The organism is Gilvimarinus agarilyticus (assembly GCF_000832015.1).
Taxonomy (GTDB): Bacteria; Pseudomonadota; Gammaproteobacteria; order Pseudomonadales; family Cellvibrionaceae; genus Gilvimarinus; species Gilvimarinus agarilyticus.
This window is the reverse complement of record NZ_JXCJ01000001.1, coordinates 2,215,536-2,236,430: the sequence shown is the minus strand read 5'-3', so window position 1 is coordinate 2,236,430 and position 20,895 is coordinate 2,215,536. Positions and strand designations below refer to the sequence as shown.

At 54.0% G+C, this 20,895-nt stretch carries 20 protein-coding genes; 10 read left to right on the top strand and 10 right to left on the bottom strand.

The window, feature by feature from the left end; translation table 11 throughout:
• Positions 1-66 precede the first annotated feature (66 nt).
• From gorA to SD69_RS09570, 8 genes are all read right to left on the bottom strand, one after another.
• Complete coding sequence (gene gorA / locus SD69_RS09605) at positions 67-1,413, bottom strand: glutathione-disulfide reductase (protein WP_041523044.1); 1,347 nt, start codon at positions 1,411-1,413, stop codon at positions 67-69.
• A 78-nt stretch (positions 1,414-1,491) separates the two neighbouring features.
• Positions 1,492-1,731, bottom strand: a complete 240-nt coding sequence (locus tag SD69_RS09600) for a hypothetical protein (RefSeq protein WP_041523043.1) — start codon at positions 1,729-1,731, stop codon at positions 1,492-1,494.
• 60 nt (positions 1,732-1,791) lie between these two features.
• Positions 1,792-3,195 (bottom strand): siroheme synthase CysG, encoded by a 1,404-nt coding sequence (gene cysG / locus SD69_RS09595; protein WP_041523042.1) that lies wholly within the window; start codon positions 3,193-3,195, stop codon positions 1,792-1,794.
• A 3-nt stretch (positions 3,196-3,198) separates the two neighbouring features.
• The gene (gene serS / locus SD69_RS09590) at positions 3,199-4,485 is read right to left on the bottom strand and encodes a serine--tRNA ligase (RefSeq protein ID WP_041523041.1); all 1,287 of its coding nucleotides are present in this window, start codon (positions 4,483-4,485) and stop codon (positions 3,199-3,201) included.
• A 66-nt stretch (positions 4,486-4,551) separates the two neighbouring features.
• Positions 4,552-4,929 carry a fluoride efflux transporter CrcB gene (gene crcB, locus SD69_RS09585; protein WP_041523040.1) on the bottom strand — a complete coding sequence of 126 codons (378 nt, stop codon included), beginning with the start codon at positions 4,927-4,929 and terminating at the stop codon, positions 4,552-4,554.
• Positions 4,930-4,953: 24 nt separating this feature from the next.
• On the bottom strand, positions 4,954-6,300 hold the full coding sequence (locus SD69_RS09580) for a replication-associated recombination protein A (RefSeq protein WP_041523039.1): 1,347 nt from the start codon (positions 6,298-6,300) through the stop codon (positions 4,954-4,956).
• 10 nt (positions 6,301-6,310) lie between these two features.
• Entirely contained in the window at positions 6,311-6,952 is a 642-nt protein-coding gene (gene lolA / locus SD69_RS09575; RefSeq protein ID WP_041523038.1) for an outer membrane lipoprotein chaperone LolA, read from the bottom strand.
• A 17-nt stretch (positions 6,953-6,969) separates the two neighbouring features.
• Positions 6,970-9,321 (bottom strand): DNA translocase FtsK, encoded by a 2,352-nt coding sequence (locus SD69_RS09570; protein ID WP_041523037.1) that lies wholly within the window; start codon positions 9,319-9,321, stop codon positions 6,970-6,972.
• 249 nt (positions 9,322-9,570) lie between these two features.
• Between SD69_RS09570 and trxB the strand changes: the two genes are divergently transcribed.
• The 4 genes from trxB (at position 9,571) to infA (ending at position 12,533) form a co-directional block, all read left to right on the top strand.
• The gene (trxB, locus tag SD69_RS09565; protein WP_041523036.1) at positions 9,571-10,506 is read left to right on the top strand and encodes a thioredoxin-disulfide reductase; all 936 of its coding nucleotides are present in this window, start codon (positions 9,571-9,573) and stop codon (positions 10,504-10,506) included.
• Positions 10,507-10,630: 124 nt separating this feature from the next.
• On the top strand, positions 10,631-11,410 hold the full coding sequence (gene aat, locus SD69_RS09560; protein ID WP_198144084.1) for a leucyl/phenylalanyl-tRNA--protein transferase: 780 nt from the start codon (positions 10,631-10,633) through the stop codon (positions 11,408-11,410).
• Positions 11,411-11,422: 12 nt separating this feature from the next.
• Positions 11,423-12,130, top strand: a complete 708-nt coding sequence (locus SD69_RS09555; protein ID WP_041523035.1) for an arginyltransferase — start codon at positions 11,423-11,425, stop codon at positions 12,128-12,130.
• Between the two features lie 184 nt (positions 12,131-12,314).
• A complete protein-coding gene (gene infA / locus SD69_RS09550; protein WP_041523034.1) occupies positions 12,315-12,533 on the top strand; it encodes a translation initiation factor IF-1 in 219 nt (72 codons plus the stop codon).
• A gap of 223 nt (positions 12,534-12,756) precedes the next feature.
• Here the strand turns inward: infA and clpA are convergent, their stop codons facing one another.
• A complete protein-coding gene (gene clpA / locus SD69_RS09545) occupies positions 12,757-15,027 on the bottom strand; it encodes an ATP-dependent Clp protease ATP-binding subunit ClpA (RefSeq protein ID WP_041523033.1) in 2,271 nt (756 codons plus the stop codon).
• Between the two features lie 134 nt (positions 15,028-15,161).
• A complete protein-coding gene (clpS, locus tag SD69_RS09540) occupies positions 15,162-15,551 on the bottom strand; it encodes an ATP-dependent Clp protease adapter ClpS (RefSeq protein ID WP_041524650.1) in 390 nt (129 codons plus the stop codon).
• Positions 15,552-16,091: 540 nt separating this feature from the next.
• Here clpS and cspD point away from each other — a divergent pair.
• The 6 genes from cspD (at position 16,092) to purB (ending at position 20,894) form a co-directional block, all read left to right on the top strand.
• The gene (cspD, locus tag SD69_RS09530; RefSeq protein ID WP_041523031.1) at positions 16,092-16,316 is read left to right on the top strand and encodes a cold shock domain-containing protein CspD; all 225 of its coding nucleotides are present in this window, start codon (positions 16,092-16,094) and stop codon (positions 16,314-16,316) included.
• A gap of 125 nt (positions 16,317-16,441) precedes the next feature.
• Positions 16,442-17,098 (top strand): pseudouridine synthase, encoded by a 657-nt coding sequence (locus SD69_RS09525; protein ID WP_084591675.1) that lies wholly within the window; start codon positions 16,442-16,444, stop codon positions 17,096-17,098.
• Complete coding sequence (locus tag SD69_RS09520) at positions 17,095-17,544, top strand: NUDIX hydrolase (RefSeq protein ID WP_041523030.1); 450 nt, start codon at positions 17,095-17,097, stop codon at positions 17,542-17,544. The genes SD69_RS09525 and SD69_RS09520 overlap by 4 nt, the downstream gene beginning before the upstream one ends.
• A 48-nt stretch (positions 17,545-17,592) precedes the next feature.
• The gene (gene mnmA, locus SD69_RS09515) at positions 17,593-18,705 is read left to right on the top strand and encodes a tRNA 2-thiouridine(34) synthase MnmA (protein ID WP_041523029.1); all 1,113 of its coding nucleotides are present in this window, start codon (positions 17,593-17,595) and stop codon (positions 18,703-18,705) included.
• A 42-nt stretch (positions 18,706-18,747) separates the two neighbouring features.
• Complete coding sequence (hflD, locus tag SD69_RS09510) at positions 18,748-19,383, top strand: high frequency lysogenization protein HflD (RefSeq protein WP_041523028.1); 636 nt, start codon at positions 18,748-18,750, stop codon at positions 19,381-19,383.
• A 146-nt stretch (positions 19,384-19,529) separates the two neighbouring features.
• Positions 19,530-20,894 carry an adenylosuccinate lyase gene (purB, locus tag SD69_RS09505; RefSeq protein ID WP_041523027.1) on the top strand — a complete coding sequence of 455 codons (1,365 nt, stop codon included), beginning with the start codon at positions 19,530-19,532 and terminating at the stop codon, positions 20,892-20,894.
• The last annotated feature ends 1 nt before the right edge of the window (position 20,895 follow it).

The window sequence follows — 20,895 nt, the reverse complement described above, 5'->3', positions numbered from 1 at the left end:
ACCCGTGCCGTGCAGAGTAGCGCAACCTGCTTAATAGCCGCAATTAAAACCTAATATCTATTGCACCTAACGAGCCTCACGCAAAGTCACAAACTCTTCCGCTAACGTAGGGTGTATACCAATCGTGCGGTCAAAATCTGCCTTAGTGGCTCCCGCTGTCATAGCAACCGCGAGCCCCTGAATAATCTCGCCCGCATCTGGCCCCACCATATGACAACCAATAACCGTATCTGTCGCGACATCAACAATAACTTTAATCAAGCAGCGCTCAGTGCTCTCGGTGAGTGATAATTGCATAGGCTTAAAGTTAGACTGATATACCGCAATTTCATCGTATTGAGCTCGGGCCAGCTCTTCAGATAGCCCTACGGTCGCGACATTAGGCTGGGTAAATATAGCTGTGGGAATCAAATCGTAATTCACTTTCTGCCCGGGCTCGCCGAATAAGTTCCGCGCCAGCGCCATCCCCTCTGCTAACGCTACGGGGGTCAGTTCCGCACGCCCCACAACATCACCAATAGCATAGATGCCGGGCTCTGTAGTCTCAAAATTATCATCAACCGCAATAGTGCCCTTATCCGTCAGGCTAACCGAGGTATTCTCAAGCCCTAAATTATCCAACAGCGGGCGCCGACCGGTCGCGTACATGATTTCGCCGACCTCTAAAGAGCGGCCATTATCGAGCGCCACTAGACGCGAGCCAGAACCTGTCAAAGCAATAGACTCCACATCAGCATTAAAATGCAGCTCAATACCTTTGGCTTGCATTTGCTCGGCCATAAACTCGCGAACTTCACGATCAAAACCACGCAAAAACAACTCGCGGCGATAAATCAAATGGGTTTTAACCCCTAGCCCGTTAAAAATGCCGGCAAACTCAGCGGCAATATAACCGCCACCGACTATGGCAATTTCTTCGGGTAATTCATCGAGGTAAAACACATCATTAGAATCAATGACGTGCTCGCGCCCAGGAAACTCTGGCACAAAGGGCCAGCCCCCTACCGCAATAATGATTCGCTCCGCAGAGACCTCTTGATCGGCAACCATCGCACGTTTCGGGCCGAGCAAGCGAGCGTGCCCCTGCAGCAAAGTAACTCCGGCGTTATCAAGCAAATTGCCGTAAACGCCGTTAAGTCTGGCGATTTCCCGATCTTTGTTCTCACGCAGCTTCTGCCAGCTCAGCCGGGAGTCGCTTAAGCTCCACCCATACCCGCGCGACTGTGAGAACAAGTCACTAAAATGTGACGCATAAACAAACAGCTTTTTGGGGACGCAACCGACGTTTACGCAAGTGCCGCCTAAATACCGCTCTTCCGCTACGGCTACTTTGGCGCCCAGGTTAGCGGCAATTCGGCTGGCACGCACGCCACCAGAGCCGGCACCAATTACCAGCAAATCAAAGTGTTGCATAGGTGTTTTCGCCTTTTTCAGGTGTTAAAAATATAGCTGCAAGTGTAGCACTGACTAACGTCGGCAGGATGACAGGAATTAAACTTCGATATCGATTTTAGGGCGAGGCTGTGAACGGCGCCGGTCTTTACCACTACGAGTATCTAACATCGCGTCGTCACGTTGTTTGCGGCGGTCTCCACGGCGGCGTTCAACAATCGGCGGCTGATGCTCGGGGAGTTGCTTACTGACCAGAATATCTCGATCGGGCTCGTAACCTGTTGCCGGTTTTGGCTTACTAACCGGCGTGAGCCGGGTGATGGGTCCCAAATACACCATGACATCAGCCTCGATAAATAGTCACTATATGCACGGCTAGCGGCCGATCACGGATAAACTTTAGCCACTTTTCTCGCCAGTGGCCGGGGCAAACCATTCCAGCTGTCTATGCAATTTGACCACCTCTCCGATAATCAGCAAGGTGGGAGCACTAACCGCCTCTTCGACAACCCGGCTACCAATACCCGCCAAGTCGCTGACGATAACCCTCTGCTCTTGAGTCGTACCTTTCTCGACCAACGCGACCGGAGTCGTGGCGGCGCGACCGGCTTCCATTAGACCACGACAAATGGCCTCCAACTCGATCAGCCCCATATAGATAACCAGAGTTTGATCGGGACGAGCCAACTCGGGCCAACTAATATTGGCGCTATCGGTTTTTAAGTGGCCGGTGACAAAGCGCACCGACTGGGCGTAGTCCCGATGCGTCAGCGGAATACCGGCGTAGGCCGAGCAGCCCGAGGCTGCGGTAATACCTGGCACCACCTGGAAAGGAATATTGTTCTCGGCCAGCAACTCGATCTCTTCGCCACCACGGCCAAAAATAAACGGGTCACCGCCTTTTAAGCGCAACACCCGCTTGCCTTCACGGGCAAGGTCCACCAACATTTGGTTGATGGCGGTTTGCTCGACGGCGTGTTCGCTGCGCCGCTTACCCACATAAATACGATCCGCATCGCGGCGCACAAGCTCCATCACCTCGGGGGAAACCAACCGGTCGTAGAGCACTACCTCGGCTTGCTGCATCAGTCGCAGCGCCTTTAGGGTTAACAGCTCCGGATCGCCCGGCCCACCGCCCACCAAATAGACCTCGCCCTGACGATGCGAGCCGGTACTATCATCCAGCCGCTGGCGCAACAACTGCTCCGCTTCGGCGTCGCGCCCGCTTAACATTAATTCGCCGGCCGGCCCTTGCAGGGTATCCTCCCAAAAGCGTCGGCGCTCATCGCCACTGCTAAAGGTCTGCTTAACCCGCTCGCGAAAGCGGCTGGCAAGCCCGGCAAGGCGCCCGTAGCTGGCGGGAATCAGGGTCTCGAGCTTGGCGCGAACCATACGCGCCAATACCGGTGCTTCACCACCACTGGAGATCGCAATCACCAACGGCGAGCGATCGACAATGGCAGGGGTGATAACTGTACACAGCTCGGGGCTATCGACAACATTGACAGGGAGTTGGCGGGCTCTGGCGTCTTGCGACACCTGCTCGTTCACCGCGGCAATATTCGTTGCCGCTATCGCCAGTACCGCGCCGTCTAAATCACCCGGGCGGTACTCGCGCAATTCAATCTCCCCGCGGGTCTCAGCGATAAGAGCCTGCAGCTCGGCCTCCACCTCAGGTGCAATAACCACCAAGTGCGCGCCGGCTTTACTCAGCAAGCGCGCCTTGCGTGTGGCAATATCTCCCCCGCCTACCAGCAGCACGCGCTCGCCGCGCAGGTGCATAAAAAACGGGAAGTACTGCATGATTTAGCCCTCGGCGCCGATGCGCTTTACGCCGCCCATATAAGCTTGCAGGGCCTCGGGTACCAGCACACTGCCGTCAGCTTGCTGGTAGTTTTCCAGCACCGCTAACAGCGTGCGGCCAATGGCGAGCCCAGAGCCGTTTAAGGTATGCAGTAGTGCGGGCTTACCGGTCTCCGGATCGCGGTAACGCGCTTTTAGGCGGCGCGCCTGAAAATCGCGAAAGCTGGAGCACGATGAAATCTCGCGGTATTTTCCCTGAGAAGGCACCCACACTTCGATATCGTAGGTTTTGGCGGCCGAAAAACCGATGTCGCCACCACACAAAATCACCGTGCGGTATGGCAACCCGAGCTTTTGCAGTATCGCCTCGGCGTGGCCGGTTAAGCTTTCGAGGGTTGCATCGGATTCCTCAGGGCGCACAAACTGCACCAACTCGACTTTCTCAAACTGATGCTGGCGAATCATACCGCGCGTGTCACGCCCGTGGCTGCCCGCCTCGGAGCGAAAACACGGTGTGTGCGCCACAAACTTTAACGGCAAAGGCGCATCTTTATCCAACAAGGTATCACGCAGCAAATTGGTTACTGGCACCTCGGCGGTAGGAATCAGGTAAAATTCGCGCTCGTCGTTTAACTTAAACAGGTCATCGGCAAATTTAGGCAGTTGACCAGTACCATAGAGTGACTCGGCATTCACGATGTAGGGGACGTTTACCTCTTCATAGCCGTGTTCGCCAACGTGCATATCCAGCATTAACTGCACCAGCGCCCGGTGCATGCGGGCAACGCCACCGCGCATAACCGCAAAGCGTGAACCGGTAATTTTACTGGCGGTTTCAAAGTCCAGGCCATCGATATCTGCACCTAAATCGACGTGATCTTTAACCTCAAAGTCAAACTCGCGGGGGCTACCCCAGCGGCGCACCTCGACGTTATCGTCTTCGCTTTCACCTTCCGGTACTTCGTCTGCCGGCATGTTAGGCACACCCGATAGATAATCGTCGAGCTTATGCTGCACCGCGTGCAGCGCGGCCTCGGCCTCGGATAAGTCATGCTTAAGCTGATCAACCTCTTTTAACAGCGGGGCAATATCTTCACCCGCCGCCTTCGCCTTGCCGATGTTCTTAGATCGACTGTTGCGCTCGGACTGCAGAGTCTCGGCTTTCACCTGAATGGCCTTGCGCTCTTCTTCTAAGCTTTGCAGTAGGCTGACATCCAAAGTAAATCCGCGCTTTTTGAGCGCTTGGGCTACATCGTCGAGGTTGGAGCGAATCAGTTTAGGATCTAACATAACAATGACTTTTCAGTTCGGTTAAGGAATATCAAGATGCCCGGGCGCACCTGATTTTTTGGGCCGTTACGATAACACAAAGTTAACTAAATACCACGAGGCGGTCACCGCCGCTAGGCATAGCACCACATTGGCCAACACATAGAGTATGGCCATGGCGGGAGCGCCATTCTGCCAAAGCGTGAGCGCATCCAGCGAAAAGGTCGAGAAGGTGGTGAGCGCCCCTAAAAAACCCGTAATTAACAAATGGCGCCAATGGGGTGACAACATGGCTTTTTCGATGATCACGATATAAAGCAACGCCACTAAAAAGCAGCCCAGCACATTCACCACCAAGGTACCTAAAGGAAACCGGTTTCCCATAACCGGGTACAAATGCGCGGTGATAAAAAAGCGCAGCATCGCCCCCAAAGCGCCGCCGGTGGCAACAAAGAGCCACTGCATGGTACATCCTCTTTAATGTTGTGGTTACGGGTCGTCGCGGTAGCGACGGTAATCACTCGCTTCGTCCTGCTCGCGCAAGCGCTGCATTTTTTCGCCAATTTTTAGCTCTAAGCCGCGTGCCACCGGGTGGTAGTAGCGTCGCTCGGCCATCTCGGCCGGTAGGTAGTTCTCGCCTGCCGCGTAAGCACCGGGCTCATCGTGGGCATAGCGATACTCGGCGCCGTAATCCATGCTCTTCATTAGCTTGGTAGGCGCATTGCGTAAATGCATCGGCACCTCATAGCCGGGGGTGCTGCGCACGTCCCGCATCGCCTGATTAAACGCAGTATACACCGCATTACTTTTAGGCGCTGCCGCCAAATAGGTAATGGCTTGGGCAATGGCCAATTCGCCCTCAGGACTACCAAGCCGCTCTTGGGTATCCCAGGCCGCCAGCGCAAGAGGTAGCGCACGCGGATCAGCGTTACCTATATCTTCACTAGCCATACGTACTACCCGGCGCGCGATATACAATGGGTCGCAACCACCATCAAGCATACGCGCCAGCCAATAAAGTGCACCATCCGGTGAAGAACCACGCACCGACTTATGCATGGCGGAGATTTGCTCATAGAACAAGTCGCCGCCTTTATCAAAACGCCGCACATCGCCGCCGAGCACCTCGGCCAGCACCGACTCATCGATGACACGATGCTCGCCCTCATCACGCGCCAAGTCGGCAGCCAGTTCTAATAAGTTAAGCGCTTTACGGGCGTCACCATCCGCCGCATTGGCCATTAATGCCAGCGAGTCGTCGTCGATGCGCAGCGGCAAGTCGCCCAAGCCACGCTCGGTATCGGCCAGCGCCTGCCGCACAACGCCCTCAGTATCGGCGAGAGCAAGTGAACGCAGCACATATACCCGGCAGCGTGATAACAGGGCATTGTTGAGCTCAAACGAAGGGTTTTCGGTCGTGGCACCGATAAAAATAAAAGTGCCATCCTCAACATAGGGCAAAAACGCATCCTGTTGTGACTTATTAAAGCGGTGCACTTCATCCACAAACAAAATTGTCTTCCTGCCCCGGCCCGAGCGCTCTTGCTGCGCCATCTGTACCGCCGCGCGGATATCCTTAACACCGGCCAACACCGCCGATAATGTCTCAAAGCGGGCATCGGCGCGCTCGGCAAACAGCCGCGCTAAGGACGTCTTGCCCACCCCAGGGGGGCCCCACAAAATCATCGAGTGCAGCTGGCCTTTATCGACAGCTTCGCGCAGGGGCTTACCCGCCCCCAGAATGTGAGTTTGGCCAATATAGTCATCGAGCGAGCGCGGCCGCATTCTGGCCGCTAAGGGCTGGTAACCAGGCTCTTCAGCAAACAAGTCAGACATCGATGGCTGGTTAATCGATTAGAACATCAACGCCATCAGGGGCGCTAAAGGTAAATTGCGCCGCATCCACCGGCTGGTTGCGCTCGGTGTTGGACAGGCTGAATTCGGTGGTTTGATTGAGGCTATCGTGCACTACAATTCGCAGCAGTTGCTGGCCGTCAAACTCAAGCTCCAGGCGGGCGAATAAGCTATCGTCATCCACTGGGGTTAAACCAAACACTACACGCCCTTCTTGCCCTACGCTGCGCGTAATTAAAAACGCCTCGGCAAGCGACTCGGCACTTTCGCTAAGCAGCGCTGCCGGGGTATTTTTTAGATCATCGGTGACAGGCCGAACGGTCACTTGCATCAAGTCCGGATCGTACAGCCAAATGGTGCTGCCATCACTAATGAGCTGTTGCTCAAATGGCTCCAGGGTATGCCAAAAAAAACGCCCGGGGCGCTGCAACACAAAGTTACCGGCGCTGGTCTCGATCAGCTCACCTTCGGCGTCGCGCAAGGTTTGCTCAAACTTGCCGCTCAAGCTGGTTGTGGCGGCCAGAGTATCGCGCAAAGCATTGACGCTGGAGCTTTCATCAGCCGCACAAACCGCTGAGACCGTCGCCAAGCCCAGCCACACAACTGATATCATGAGCTTTAATCGGTTTAACATTTTTTCTCCAGTACCACTTAAGATTTGGGCGCTAATACTTCGCGATTACCATTGTGGCCTGGGCCCGACACAACGCCGGCGGCCTCCATGGTTTCAATCAAACGAGCGGCGCGGTTATAGCCAATGCGCAACTTGCGCTGCACCGATGAGATAGACGCTTTGCGAGAGTCCAGTACAAAAGCAACGGCCTCATCGTACAGGGCATCACCCTCGTCACTGCCGCCCTCATCGCCACCGGACAAGCCCGGCACCGGAATATTGTTGGTACTGTCATCGACAATCTCATCCAAATAATCCGGCTCACCGCGACGCTTCCAATCGGCGACCACTTTATGTACCTCGTGATCGTCGACAAAAGCGCCATGCACCCTAACCGGCACACTGGTGCCTGGGGGCAAATAAAGCATGTCACCGTGCCCCAAAAGCTGCTCGGCGCCGCCTTGATCAAGAATGGTGCGCGAGTCAATTTTAGAGGACACCTGAAACGCCATACGGGTCGGTACGTTGGCTTTAATCAAGCCGGTAATCACATCCACCGATGGTCGCTGGGTAGCAAGAATCAAATGAATACCCGCCGCCCTGGCCTTTTGAGCAATACGGGCGATCAATTGTTCCACTTTTTTACCGACAATCATCATCATATCGGCAAATTCGTCAATCACCACCACAATAGCGGGCAGAGTTTCCAGCTCCGGCGCGCTGGCCTCGGCGCTGCCCGCCTCAAAGTGCTCGTCAGGGACAAACAGCGGATCGAGAATGGGCGCACCCGCTTTTTGCGCGTCTTCAATTTTGCGATTAAAACCGGCCAGGTTGCGCACACCCATGGCCGCCATCAACTTATAGCGGCGCTCCATCTCACCCACGCACCAGCGCAAGCCATTTGACGCGTCGTTCATATCGGTGATCACCGGCGTCAGCAGATGCGGAATCCCTTCGTATACCGAAAGCTCCAGCATCTTTGGATCTACCAAGATCAAACGGACGTCTTTGGGAGAGGATTTATACAACAGGGATAACAGCATTACGTTAACCCCCACTGATTTACCCGAGCCCGTGGTACCGGCCACCAACAAATGAGGCATCTTGGCCAAATCGGCAATGACTGGCTCGCCAGCAATATCGTGCCCCAGCGCCATGGTCAGGCGCGAGCGGGATTTATCGTACAGCTCAGAGGCAATGACCTCACTCAGGCGCACAATTTCGCGGTGTTCGTTGGGAATCTCAATCCCCATCACCGAGCGACCCGGAATCACCTCAACTACCCGCACACTGATAACCGCCAATGAGCGGGCCAAATCTTTGGCCAGGTTAGTAATACGGCTGGCTTTTACCCCTGGAGCTGGCTGAATCTCAAACCGGGTCACGACCGGGCCCGGCTGCACAGAGACCACCTCAATCGTGATGCCAAAGTCCTTCAGCTTAAGCTCCAACAGCTTAGACATGGCTTCAAGTGACTCTTTCGAGTAGCCCTTATCGCTGCGTGCATCCGCCGGATCTAACAGGCTAATGGGCGGCAACTCCCCCACCACCGGCGTGTCTTTGTCAAACAGCGAGGCCTGGCGCTCTTTTTGTACCCGAGCGCTCTCGACCGGCTTTTTCTTCACCGGCTCCGTAATGGTAGGCGCAACGCGTTTCGACTCTTCTTTGTTGCGCGTCTCAATAACCGCCCGGCGCTGTTGTTGCTGTTGTTGTTGCGCTTTGGCCTCTTGGCTTTTGACACGCTTGGCACGCCAGCTCGCCCACCACTCACGGATTTTACCGATAAGCTCTAATGTCCAGCGCCCAATATCGTCCATCAAACCAAGCCAGGACAAATCGGTAAATATTGTTAGACCGAAAAAGAAGACCGCAAACAACAGGAGGGTTCCGCCGGTATGACTAAAGGCCCCGGCCACCGAATCGGCCACCGAGACGCCCAAAATACCACCATCGGAAAAAGGCAGCGCACTCTCTTTACCACCGATGTGCAATACCGCGAGACCAGTACCGGCCACCATTACCAATACTAAACCAATAGCTCTAAGCCCCAGCAGCACTGGATCAAACGCCGCAGGGTGTGCTCTATCGCGGAATACCAGCCAGGCGCGATAGCCCAGCATGACAGGAAACAAAAAGGCCAGATAACCAAACAGTGAAAAGAACACGTCGGCCAACCAGGCGCCCGCCGGGCCACCGGCGTTACTCACCCGGGCGTTATCGCCGGTGCGCGACCAGCCGGGGTCACCGACATCGTAGGTCAAGAGCGTAAGCAGCACAAAGGCGCAAATGGCCACCAAGCCTATGAGAGCCCCTTCGCGCACCACGCGTAAAATTAAGGTAGACGCCTCTGGTCGAGCGACTGACGCTTTACTGGTATTTTTTTTACTCAAACGTGTACCTGCTTACTGTTATAAAAACGTCTCACCGCCGTCACGGTAGGCCGGTATTGTAATGCATGGCGGCCGGTTACCAACAGCGCCCAGGCTAGGTACTGAGCAGCACAACCCGAAAATATCGGCTATATCATCTATTAAGCTGATTAATTTTACCAATCTAAGGTATTGAAGAGTACAATTTTGCCCACATTCATACATTGACTTATTATTGTCGCCTGAATTTTTTAACAAGGACTTCTGCACATGAGCCAACCCAAGCATCATCGCTTAATCATCCTCGGCTCCGGCCCCGCCGGTTACACCGCTGCGATTTACGCGGCCCGTGCCAACCTCAAGCCGGTCATCATTACCGGTATGCAGCAAGGCGGCCAGCTGACCACCACTACCGACGTAGAAAACTGGCCAGGCGGCGTTGCCGACCTACAAGGCCCGGATTTAATGGTGCAAATGCAGCAGCACGCCGAGCGCTTTGATACCGAAATTATCTTTGATCACATTGATAAAACCGATTTAAGCAAGCGCCCTTTTACGCTTCACGGCACTGAAACCTATACCTGTGATGCGCTGATCATCGCCACCGGCGCCTCGGCGCAGTACCTGGGCCTGCCCTCGGAAGAAGCGTTTATGGGTAAAGGCGTCAGTGCCTGCGCAACCTGCGACGGCTTTTTCTATCGCGATCAAAAAGTAGCCGTAATCGGCGGTGGTAATACAGCGGTTGAAGAGGCTCTGTACCTCTCCAACATTTGTAGTGAAGTCACTCTGGTGCACCGTCGCGATAAGCTGCGCTCGGAGAAAATTCTGCAAGATAAGCTGTTTGCTAAAGACAACGTTAAAATCTTGTGGAACCACACGCTGGACGAAGTGCTGGGTGACGGCTCGGGCGTGACAGGCTTAAAACTGAACAGCACCACCGACGACAGCTCAAGCAGTATTGACGTTGCCGGCGTATTCATCGCCATTGGCCACAAGCCCAACACTGGCATTTTTGACGGCCAACTGGATATGAAAGACGGTTACATCAAAATTAACAGTGGGCTAGAAGGCAACGCCACGGCCACCAGTGTACCGGGCGTCTTTGCCGCCGGTGACGTCTCTGACCACATCTATCGCCAGGCTATCACCTCAGCAGGCTTCGGTTGTATGGCAGCGCTGGATGCCGAGAAGTTTTTGGACGACTAACCTATAACCTAATGGTTAATGGTTAAACAAAACGGCGGAAGTTTCCGCCGTTTTTTGTGCCTGAATAATTTTTGCGCCTCACGACTTTTGACGCTTACCTGCTCTTCTGTGATTTAATAGCCCCGTGATTCAATTACCTTGGCTAGACCCACAAACTCTAGAGTTTCCCCCTCTGGAGATGGCGCTCACCGACCCCGACGGACTGCTGGCCGGCGGTGGCGACTTGCACCCGGACCGCTTAATACGCGCGTACTGTCTGGGTATATTTCCGTGGTTCGACGACGACCAACCAATCCTCTGGTGGAGCCCTAATCCGCGCTCAGTCGTTTTTCCGGAGCGCGTGCACGTTTCTAAATCCATGAACAAAACGCTGCGCAAAACGACTTATCGGGTGAGCTGCGATACCGCATTCTCTCAGGTTCTAAGTCAGTGCGCTGCACCCCGGGCGCAAACCGACAACACCTGGATTACCGACGACATGCAGGAGGCCTACCTGCAACTACACAACCGTGGCATTGCCCATTCGGTAGAGGTGTGGGATCAAGACCAACTGGTGGGCGGCTTATACGGTTTAGCCCTGGGGCGAGTTTTTTTTGGCGAGTCGATGTTTGCCAAACAAACTAACGCGTCAAAGATTGGCTTTATAACGCTGGCACAACACTTACGCTCGTGGGGCTTTACACTTATCGACTGTCAGGTTAGTAGCGATCACTTAAACAGTTTGGGGGCAATTGAGATGCCCCGCGCCGAGTTTGCCGAACAACTCAAGCGTCAAGCTGACATAAGTGGCGCCTCTTGCTGGCCAGGTAACATTCGTGAACTTATCATTGCCCAAGGGCAGACAAATGGCAGTATTTCCTCTACAGTAAATAAAACAACCACACACGGGACACCGACGGATTAAAGTGGGTACCGCATGAGTGACTTATCAAGCTTAAAGTTGTTTGCCACCGCACCTCACCCCTGCAGCTATTTAGAGGGCGAGGAAGCGACCACTGTCTTTATCGACCCCCAAGCGGACGTGGACGCCGAACTCTACAGCGAATTGTCAGAGCTTGGCTTTCGTCGCAGTGGCGGACACCTCTATCGCCCTCACTGCGTTAATTGTCAGGCTTGCATCTCCTGCCGTATACCGGTGAATCAATTTCGCCCCAGTCGCAGCCAAAAACGATGTCTAAAGCGCAATCAGGATCTCACTGTCACGATTATCGACAACATCAATACCGATGAGCACTACGCCCTGTACGAGCAGTATATTAATACCCGTCACCGCGACGGCGATATGTACCCGCCTACCCGGGAGCAATACGAAACCTTTTTAAGCCGCGAATGGGGCGTAACGCGCTACATCGAATACCGCTGCGGTGAAACCTTGGTAGGCGTTGCCGTATGCGATGAATTAATCGACGGATTGTCGGCGGTGTATACGTTTTTTGCCGGCGAGCTAGCCCCCCGCAGCCTTGGGGTGTTCGCCATACTGGTACAAATAGAGCAGGCGAAGCGCATGGGCTTATCCTATGTGTATTTAGGCTACTGGATCCGTGAGTGCCGAAAAATGGCCTATAAAACCCAATACCGCCCCCTGCAAATGCTGGTCAACAAGCGCTGGGTGCTGGTCAAATAAGCACTCAAACGTATTAAATCGGTCTATCTCCCTCCAGTTTGGCTAAAATATCGCCCCCACCCTTGGCTAACGCGTCTATTTCAGGCACAATTGCCGGCTTTTCGTGGCCGTGACAATATCTCGCGCCCGTGGCCGCGTGTTTAAGACTGATACGTGCTTGAGACCAAATTGAGGAATCTGCCGAATGGCAAAAGAAGACAACATTGAATTTGAAGGCGAAGTGATCGATACCCTGCCGAACACCACCTTTCGTGTAAAGCTGGAAAACGGCCATGTGGTAACCGCGCATATCTCTGGCAAAATGCGCAAAAACTACATTCGCATTTTGACCGGCGATAAAGTCAAAGTAGAGATGACCCCTTACGACTTGACCAAAGGTCGTATTACCTACCGCGCGCGCTAAGCGAAGCGCCCGCCGCGCCCTCCATCGGTGCCCGGCCCTACAAAGCCTCGCCAACGCGGGGCTTTGTCGTATCTGGCACAGCCGCATAAACCTAAAGGCACACGGTTAAAGCAACACCAGGGGCAGCGCATCATCACGGGGTGGCCTGGCTGACACCCAATAGCAAAATCCCGACAAGTGCCGGGATTTTGCTGATAGAGTTATGTTACCCACTAAGTGGTGCTTAATCGCCGGCGTGATAGTCCAACTCTAGAGCCTTGCCATCCTCCGCAACTGTCACAGAGACGGTTCCACCGCCCGCCAAATCGCCAAACAACACAGCCTCCGCCAATGGCTTTTTGACTTTCTCCTGAATTAAACGGGCCATAGGGCGGGCACCCATTTTTTCATCGTAGCCGTTTTCCGCGAGCCATTTACGCGCCTCGGGCGACACATCCAGGGTAACCTTCTTGTCGTCGAGCTGAGACTGCAGCTCAGTTAAGAACTTATCCACCACTGTCTCAACCACGTTTAGCGGCAATGCGCCAAACTGTACGGTGGCATCCAGGCGATTTCGGAACTCAGGGGTAAACATTTTCTTAATCGCCTCTTTACCATCGCTGGAATGATCCTGCTTGGTAAAGCCGATGGAGGTGCGACTCACGTCTTCAGCGCCGGCATTGGTAGTCATAATCAAAATAACATTACGAAAATCCGCCTTGCGGCCGTTGTTGTCGGTTAGCGTACCGTGATCCATCACCTGCAACAGCAGATTAAAGACATCCGGATGCGCCTTCTCGATTTCATCCAGCAGCACTACGCTGTGCGGCGCCTTAGTTACCGCATCGGTCAATAAACCCCCCTGATCAAAGCCCACATAACCCGGAGGCGCGCCAATCAAGCGCGACACCGTGTGACGCTCCATGTACTCTGACATATCAAAGCGGATCAACTCGACCCCAAGGCAGGTGGCCAACTGTCGGCTCACCTCGGTTTTACCCACCCCGGTGGGGCCGGCAAACAGGAATGAACCTATGGGCTTATCGCCCGAGCGCAAACCGGCACGGGCCAGTTTGATGGCGGTAGACAAGGTATCAATCGCTTCATCCTGACCAAACACCGTCATTTTCAGGTTGTCGTCCAGCTTGCGCAGCTGCTCCAAATCCGACGAGGACACACTCTTGGGCGGAATACGGGCGATCTTCGCGACCACGGCCTCTACATCACCCACCCCCACGGTCTTTTTCCGTTTGCTCGGGGGCTGCAACTGCTGATAAGCGCCGGCCTCATCAATCACATCGATTGCCTTATCGGGCAAGAAGCGATCATTAATATAGCGCTCGGCCAGCTCGGCCGCGGCGCGCAACGCCGGATCGGTATAGCGCAGGCCGTGATGCTCTTCAAAATTTTTCTTTAAGCCCTTCAGTATTTGGTAAGTCTCATCCACACTTGGCTCGTTAACATCGACCTTTTGAAAGCGACGCGACAGCGCCCGGTCTTTTTCAAAAATACCGCGGTACTCTTGATAGGTGGTCGAGCCCATGCAGCGCAGTTGCCCCGAGCTAAGCAATGGTTTGAGCAAATTAGAGGCGTCCATCACACCACCCGACGCCGCTCCGGCACCAATAATGGTGTGAATTTCATCGATAAATAAAATAGAGTGTTCTTGCTTTTTCAGCTCGCCTAACAAGCCCTTAAAGCGTTTTTCAAAATCACCACGGTACTTAGTACCGGCTAACAGCGCGCCCATATCCAGCGAGTAAACCACACTTTCGGCCAGCGCGTCGGGCACTTCGCCATCAACAATGCGACGAGCTAACCCCTCGGCGATAGCGGTTTTACCAACGCCAGACTCACCCACAAGCAATGGGTTGTTTTTGCGTCGGCGCGACAAAATCTGCGCCACACGCTCTAGCTCTAATGCACGGCCAATTAACGGATCAATTCGACCGTTCAAGGCTTGCTCGTTTAAATTAGTCGCATAGTTTTCGAGCGGGCTCTGCGAGGGCTGCTCTACGCCCAGCGAATCTTCATCGACGCTGTCTTGCGAAGGCTCCTCACTGTCGTGTTCATGCCCGGCCACCTTTTGGATACCGTGTGTAATGTAATTCACAACATCGATGCGAGCGATGCTCTGCTGTTTAAGGTAATAAACAGCCTGACTCTCCTGCTCGCTAAAAATAGCCACCAGCACGTTGGCACCGGTCACCTCTTGCTTACCGGACGACTGCACATGAAAGACCGCCCGCTGCAGAACGCGCTGAAAGCCCAGGGTTGGCTGAGTTTCGCGGTCTTCTTCATTTTCTGGTAACAATGGCGTGGTTGAATCAACAAACTCGATCAGCTCGCGGCGCAGCGCCACCAGGTCGGCACCACAGGCGCGCAACACCATCGCCGCCGACTCGTTATCGATAAGCGCCAGCAATAAGTGCTCTACCGTCATAAATTCATGACGCTTGCTACGGGCACCTTTAAACGCCATGTTCAGGGTGACTTCAAGATCTTTACTCAGCATCAATAGTACCTCTCAATCAGGAGCTTACAATCAGGGTGCGACATCACTTGTGTCGCGCTCCAAGCACCAAACTCTCAGGCAGAACAAATCGTATCTACCTGATGTTACTTACTGCCTCTAGCTAGCCACCGCGATTATTCATCGTCTCCTTCAGTCGCCTCTATCTCGCATATCAAAGGGTGCTCATTGTCTTTGGCGAATTGATTCACCTGAGCCGCCTTAGTTTCGGCAATATCGCGGGTATAAATCCCGCAGGTTGCCCGACCTTCTGTATGAACCGTGAGCATCACTTGAGTTGCTTTTTCACGATTCATGCCAAAAAACACTTCGAGTGTCTCGACCACAAACTCCATCGGCGTATAGTCATCATTGAGCATAATAACTTTATACATCGAGGGTCTTTTTAGCTCAGGCGGCGCTTCTTGCACCGCAACACCCTCATCATAGCCGCCGCCATACTCGTCGTCAGAGCTCTGACCGCGCCACTGATTTAATGTTAGACGAATGTTCTCAAACTTTCCCATAGTCATAGATGGTTTTGACCGTAATATTGACTTTGTCATTGCACTTTTTACAGCGCCTAAGCACCAAAGCTCCATTGTAACCCATCGACCCGAGCACAACCTAAATCCCCTGGCGCCACAAAGCGGCAAAAATTTGCCGGGTGTTAGACTTGACAAGGCCTAAGCGGTCGGCTAAAAAGTCTGTTGGTGCTCAAAATTTCACCACAACAGTAACGAGTTAGCACTTAACTTTGACAAGGTCGCACAGTTTAATGTTACAAAGCTCAAGTGATATAGCCGCGTTTACGTAAGCACACAATAACAGCAAGATCACAACATCAGAGCAAACAACTTTTAGCGACACAAGCACCCAGTACAAACCGGTAATAATAATTACGGTGTTAGTGTAAGTACGGCGCAACAGCCAGTTTTAGATGCATCTATCAACCCATTAGTAAAACTGAGCGTATCCCGCTACTGGTCACCGCGCTGACATCAATATAATAAATGGAGTGACGGCACGCATGCCGAACGCTCGTTAGATAAAGAAGGAATAACAATATGCGCACAGGCACAGTCAAATGGTTTAACAACGCCAAAGGCTACGGATTTATCCTCCCTGATGAAGGCTCCGAAGACCTTTTCGCCCACTACTCGGCCATCGAAATGGAGGGCTATAAAACTCTCAAGGCCGGTCAAATCGTATCGTTCAACATATCCAAGGGCGACAAAGGTTTACACGCGATTGACATTAACCTGCCACAACCTGGCGCCCAAACTGGCTGACCCTGTCCAACTCGCTTTAGCTTAGGGCCCATCACTCCGGCTTATTACGTCGGGCTTCTCGCACCGCAGCATAGGCTGCGGTACACTGCATGCCCACGCAACACAGCTCGGCTTACCTTAACTATATGGCCAAATTGGTAGTTTTCAATAAACCTTATGACGTTTTATGTCAGTTTCGCGACGATAGCGGCCGTGAAACCCTGGCAAAATACATTCAGGACAAAAACGTTTACCCAGCCGGACGCCTTGATCGGGACTCAGAGGGGCTACTCTTACTCACCGACGACGGCGCCCTGCAACATCAGATTACCCACCCGCGGCACAAGCTTGCCAAAACCTACTGGGTGCAAGTAGAAGGAGAGCCCGACGCACAGGCGTTGGCGGCGCTGCGTCGGGGCGTGATGCTAAACGATGGAATGACCCGGCCGGCGAAAGTAAAGACTATTGCCCCACCCCCGCTGTGGCCACGCTCCACCCCCGTGCGGGAGCGCAAAAACATCCCCACTCAGTGGCTCGAAATTATCATCACCGAAGGTCGCAACCGACAGGTCCGGCGCATGACGGCAGCGGTAAATCACCCGACTCTAAGGCTCGTCAGAGCCCGTATTGGCAACTGGTCGTTAGACGAGCTGCAGCCTGGCGAGGCGCGCACGATAAGCGTACATATGCCCAATCCAGGCAAAACCGCTAATGGTCAGTGTGCGGACCGATCCCACCCCACTCGCCCTAAGGCAAAAAGGGCCAAGCAAACCCACCCCAACGGTAAGCGCCCCCGATCATGACTCGCTTCTTACCCCACGTTACCGTCGCCTGTGTGATCCCCCGCAACGACCAGTTTTTACTGGTGCGCGAACTGATTGACGGCGAAGAGAAACTCAACCAACCAGCGGGTCACCTGGAAGCCGATGAATCGCTTGCTCAAGCCGCCATCCGCGAGACTCTGGAAGAAACCGGCTGGGACATAACGCTAACCGGCATTGTTGGCGTTGACCTATATAAAGCCCCCGCTAATGGTGAGACCTACGTGCGCACCACCTTCATCGGCAACCCCGTGCAACACCACCCTGAGTTAGCACTGGATGACGGTATTATCGGCCCGGTATGGCTTACCCGTGAACAAATAGCCGAGGCTTATAACAAGCTGCGCAGCCCCATGGTGCTAAACGTTATTGACGATTACCTCGCCGGGCGCCGATTTGGGCTGGAGGTCGTGGCCGTAGACAGGTAAAATGCCCGCCTTCGGAACTACCGCCCACCCCAAGCGTCTGGTCTTTACATGACAAGCTCAAGCGACAGTAAAAACGCCCCCTTAGTGATCGTCGGCATGTCCGGCGGTGTGGACTCCTCCGTCTCGGCTTTGTTGTTGCAGCAGCAGGGATACCGGGTTGAGGGGCTTTTTATGAAAAACTGGGAGGAGGACGACGGCACCGAGTACTGCACCGCCAAAGAAGATTTAGCCGATGCGCAAAAAGTCTGCGACACACTGGGCATTAAACTGCACACCGCCAATTTTGCTGCCGAGTATTGGGACAATGTATTCGAGCACTTTTTAGCCGAATACAAAGCCGGGCGTACGCCCAACCCTGACATTCTGTGCAACCGCGAAATCAAATTTAAAGTGTTTATTGAATACGCAGAAATGCTCGGTGGCGACCTTATTGCCACCGGCCATTATGTAAGACGAGCGGAGCGTGACGGCCATACTTATCTGTTACGCGGGCTCGATAACAACAAAGATCAAAGCTATTTTTTGCACGCTGTGGGCGAGGCCGAATTTGCCCGCACCCTGTTTCCCGTAGGCGAGCTAGAAAAACCCGAAGTGCGCCGCATTGCCGAGGAACACAATCTAATCACCCACAGTAAAAAAGACAGCACGGGTATTTGTTTTATTGGCGAGCGCCGCTTTAAAGACTTTTTACAGCAATACCTGCCGGCGCAGCCGGGCGATATTGTCACCGCCGAAGGCAAGGTCATCGGCCAGCACGCGGGGCTTATGTATCACACCATTGGCCAGCGCCAAGGCCTGGGCATTGGCGGTGTGAAAGGCGCGCCCGACGAGCCCTGGTTTGTGGTGGCTAAAGACCTCGAGCACAACCAACTTGTGGTCACCCAAGGGACCGACCACCCCTTACTGTTCACAAACTTTTTAAGTGCCGGGCAAGCTCACTGGATCAATGGCGCCCCAACCACGGACATACTCCGCGTTACCGCCAAAACCCGCTACCGACAAGCGGACCAAGCTTGTGAGGTCACCTTGCTGCCCAACAACCAATTGGCAGTAACCTTTGACGCCCCGCAACGGGCCGTCACTCCCGGGCAGTCGGTGGTTTTTTACCAAGATGACATCTGTCTTGGTGGTGCTGTCATCGAGTACAGTGAAAACCGCTGATAAACTCCGCCCCAGTGCAACTTCAATCTAAGGCAACTTCCATTGGCTAAGGTACAAAACTGGCAAGACGTAACATTGGCAGCCGCCGGCATTTTACAGGCCTCTGCTCTGGTGGATCAGCTCGCACGCACTGGGTTTGTGCCCAGTGACGCCTACGAGTGCAGCATCAACAGCCTGCTGGACTTAAACCCTCCAGACACCCTAAGTGTGTACGGTGGCCGCCCCGAGAACCTGCGCCTGGGGCTCGAGACGCTGCGCGACTTACTGCTTTCAAGCCGCCAACTGCAAAACAACACCGTTCGTTATAGCGCGGGCATCCTGCACCTACAAGGGCGCTTAAGCAAACGCCGCGACATGCTGGGCGTACTGTCGAGCCGACTTAAACAAGCCTCACAACAGGCGCTGCACTTTGGCCCCACCCACGAGAACGTCATCGCCAACTTGGCCGACACATACAGCGACACACTTAGCAAGTTTCGGTTTCGCATTCAGGTGTCAGGTGACCCGGGGTATTTGCAGCAACAGCGCGTCGCCAATCAAATACGCGCACTACTGTTAGCCGCCGTCCGTTCAGCCACACTCTGGCGGCAGCTCGGCGGCACGCGTTTGCATCTGGTACTACAACGCAAGCGCATTCTGGCCGAAACCGAGAACTTGCTACGCAACCTACGCGTATAAACTGACTGAAAAAACACCGCTTTTCCGGTATCATAGCGCCCCTAAATTACCGGGGTGCTAGCTTACGTGCGTATTGGCTAGCAATGGCGCATATGCTGTACGCCCCTGGCCGATTAACTCAACCTGACTAACCTGTGAGATCACCCATGGAACTTTCCCCGCTGAGTGCTGTGTCCCCCGTCGATGGCCGCTATGGCAGTAAAACTAACGCCCTGCGCCCCATTTTTAGTGAATTCGGCTTGATTCATTGCCGCGTAGAGGTGGAAGTACGCTGGTTGCAGCGCTTGAGCGAACTCGACGGAGTCACTGAAGTACCGGCCTTTAGCGCCGCCACTCACGCACAGCTGGACGCCATCGTAACGCAATTCAGCGAGGCCGACGCCCAGGCCGTTAAAGACATCGAAGCCACCACCAACCACGATGTGAAAGCGGTTGAGTACTTTCTCAAGAAAAAATTTGCCGGTAACGCCGAACTTGAGGCGGTACTAGAATTTGTGCATTTTGCCTGCACCAGTGAAGATATAAACAACCTGTCACACGCCTTAATGCTCAGCCGCGGTCGCGATGCTTTACTGAACGACGCCAACGCCATCAGCGAAGGCATTGCAAAATTGGCTCGCGATTACGCCGCCGACCCAATGTTGTCTCGCACCCATGGGCAAACGGCCTCGCCAACCACCGTGGGCAAAGAAATGGCTAACGTGGTCGCGCGCCTGCGCCGGCAACTGGCGCAAATCGAACAGGTGGAACTGCTGGGTAAAATTAACGGCGCCGTGGGCAACTACAACGCCCACCTTTCCGCTTACCCGAATATCGACTGGCAGGCCAATGCTGAAACCTTTGTCACCTCGCTCGGCTTAAGCTGGAACCCCTACACCACCCAGATCGAGCCACACGATTATATCGCTGAGCTGTTTGACGCCATCGCCCGGTTTAACACCATCCTGATCGACTTTGATCGCGATGTGTGGGGCTATATCTCACTGGGTTACTTCAAGCAAAAAACCATTGCCGGCGAAGTGGGCTCGTCCACTATGCCGCACAAAGTGAACCCCATCGACTTTGAAAACTCAGAAGGCAACCTGGGTATCGCCAACGCAATTTTCAGCCATCTGGCGCAAAAGCTGCCTATTTCACGCTGGCAGCGCGATTTAACCGACTCCACGGTATTGCGCAATATGGGGGTTGGTTTTGGCTACAGCCTCATCGCCTACGCCTCTACCCTTAAAGGGGTAGGCAAACTCGAAATTAACCGCGCCCGTCTGGCCGAAGATTTAGACAACAGCTGGGAAGTGTTGGCGGAGCCGATTCAAACCATTATGCGCCGTTACGAGGTAGCTGAACCATACGAAAAACTCAAAGCCCTTACCCGTGGTCAAACGATCACGCGCGAGGTATTGGCTGAGTTTGTCGAGACACTGGATATTCCGGAACACGCCAAACAAACCATACGCGAGCTGACCCCAGCCAATTACATCGGCAACGCCACCGCGCAAGCCAACGCCATTTAAA

Excerpts from the sequence above, each read along its gene's own strand:
- gorA (WP_041523044.1), bottom strand. The coding sequence starts at position 1,413 with ATGCAACACTTTGATTTGCTGGTAATTGGTGCCGGCTCTGGTGGCGTG.
- SD69_RS09600 (WP_041523043.1), bottom strand. The coding sequence starts at position 1,731 with ATGGTGTATTTGGGACCCATCACCCGGCTCACGCCGGTTAGTAAGCCA.
- cysG (WP_041523042.1), bottom strand. The coding sequence starts at position 3,195 with ATGCAGTACTTCCCGTTTTTTATGCACCTGCGCGGCGAGCGCGTGCTG.
- serS (WP_041523041.1), bottom strand. The coding sequence starts at position 4,485 with ATGTTAGATCCTAAACTGATTCGCTCCAACCTCGACGATGTAGCCCAA.
- crcB (WP_041523040.1), bottom strand. The coding sequence starts at position 4,929 with ATGCAGTGGCTCTTTGTTGCCACCGGCGGCGCTTTGGGGGCGATGCTG.
- SD69_RS09580 (WP_041523039.1), bottom strand. The coding sequence starts at position 6,300 with ATGTCTGACTTGTTTGCTGAAGAGCCTGGTTACCAGCCCTTAGCGGCC.
- lolA (WP_041523038.1), bottom strand. The coding sequence starts at position 6,952 with ATGTTAAACCGATTAAAGCTCATGATATCAGTTGTGTGGCTGGGCTTG.
- trxB (WP_041523036.1), top strand. The coding sequence starts at position 9,571 with ATGAGCCAACCCAAGCATCATCGCTTAATCATCCTCGGCTCCGGCCCC.
- SD69_RS09555 (WP_041523035.1), top strand. The coding sequence starts at position 11,423 with ATGAGTGACTTATCAAGCTTAAAGTTGTTTGCCACCGCACCTCACCCC.
- infA (WP_041523034.1), top strand. The coding sequence starts at position 12,315 with ATGGCAAAAGAAGACAACATTGAATTTGAAGGCGAAGTGATCGATACC.
- clpA (WP_041523033.1), bottom strand. The coding sequence starts at position 15,027 with ATGCTGAGTAAAGATCTTGAAGTCACCCTGAACATGGCGTTTAAAGGT.
- clpS (WP_041524650.1), bottom strand. The coding sequence starts at position 15,551 with ATGGGAAAGTTTGAGAACATTCGTCTAACATTAAATCAGTGGCGCGGT.
- cspD (WP_041523031.1), top strand. The coding sequence starts at position 16,092 with ATGCGCACAGGCACAGTCAAATGGTTTAACAACGCCAAAGGCTACGGA.
- SD69_RS09525 (WP_084591675.1), top strand. The coding sequence starts at position 16,442 with ATGGCCAAATTGGTAGTTTTCAATAAACCTTATGACGTTTTATGTCAG.
- SD69_RS09520 (WP_041523030.1), top strand. The coding sequence starts at position 17,095 with ATGACTCGCTTCTTACCCCACGTTACCGTCGCCTGTGTGATCCCCCGC.
- mnmA (WP_041523029.1), top strand. The coding sequence starts at position 17,593 with ATGACAAGCTCAAGCGACAGTAAAAACGCCCCCTTAGTGATCGTCGGC.
- purB (WP_041523027.1), top strand. The coding sequence starts at position 19,530 with ATGGAACTTTCCCCGCTGAGTGCTGTGTCCCCCGTCGATGGCCGCTAT.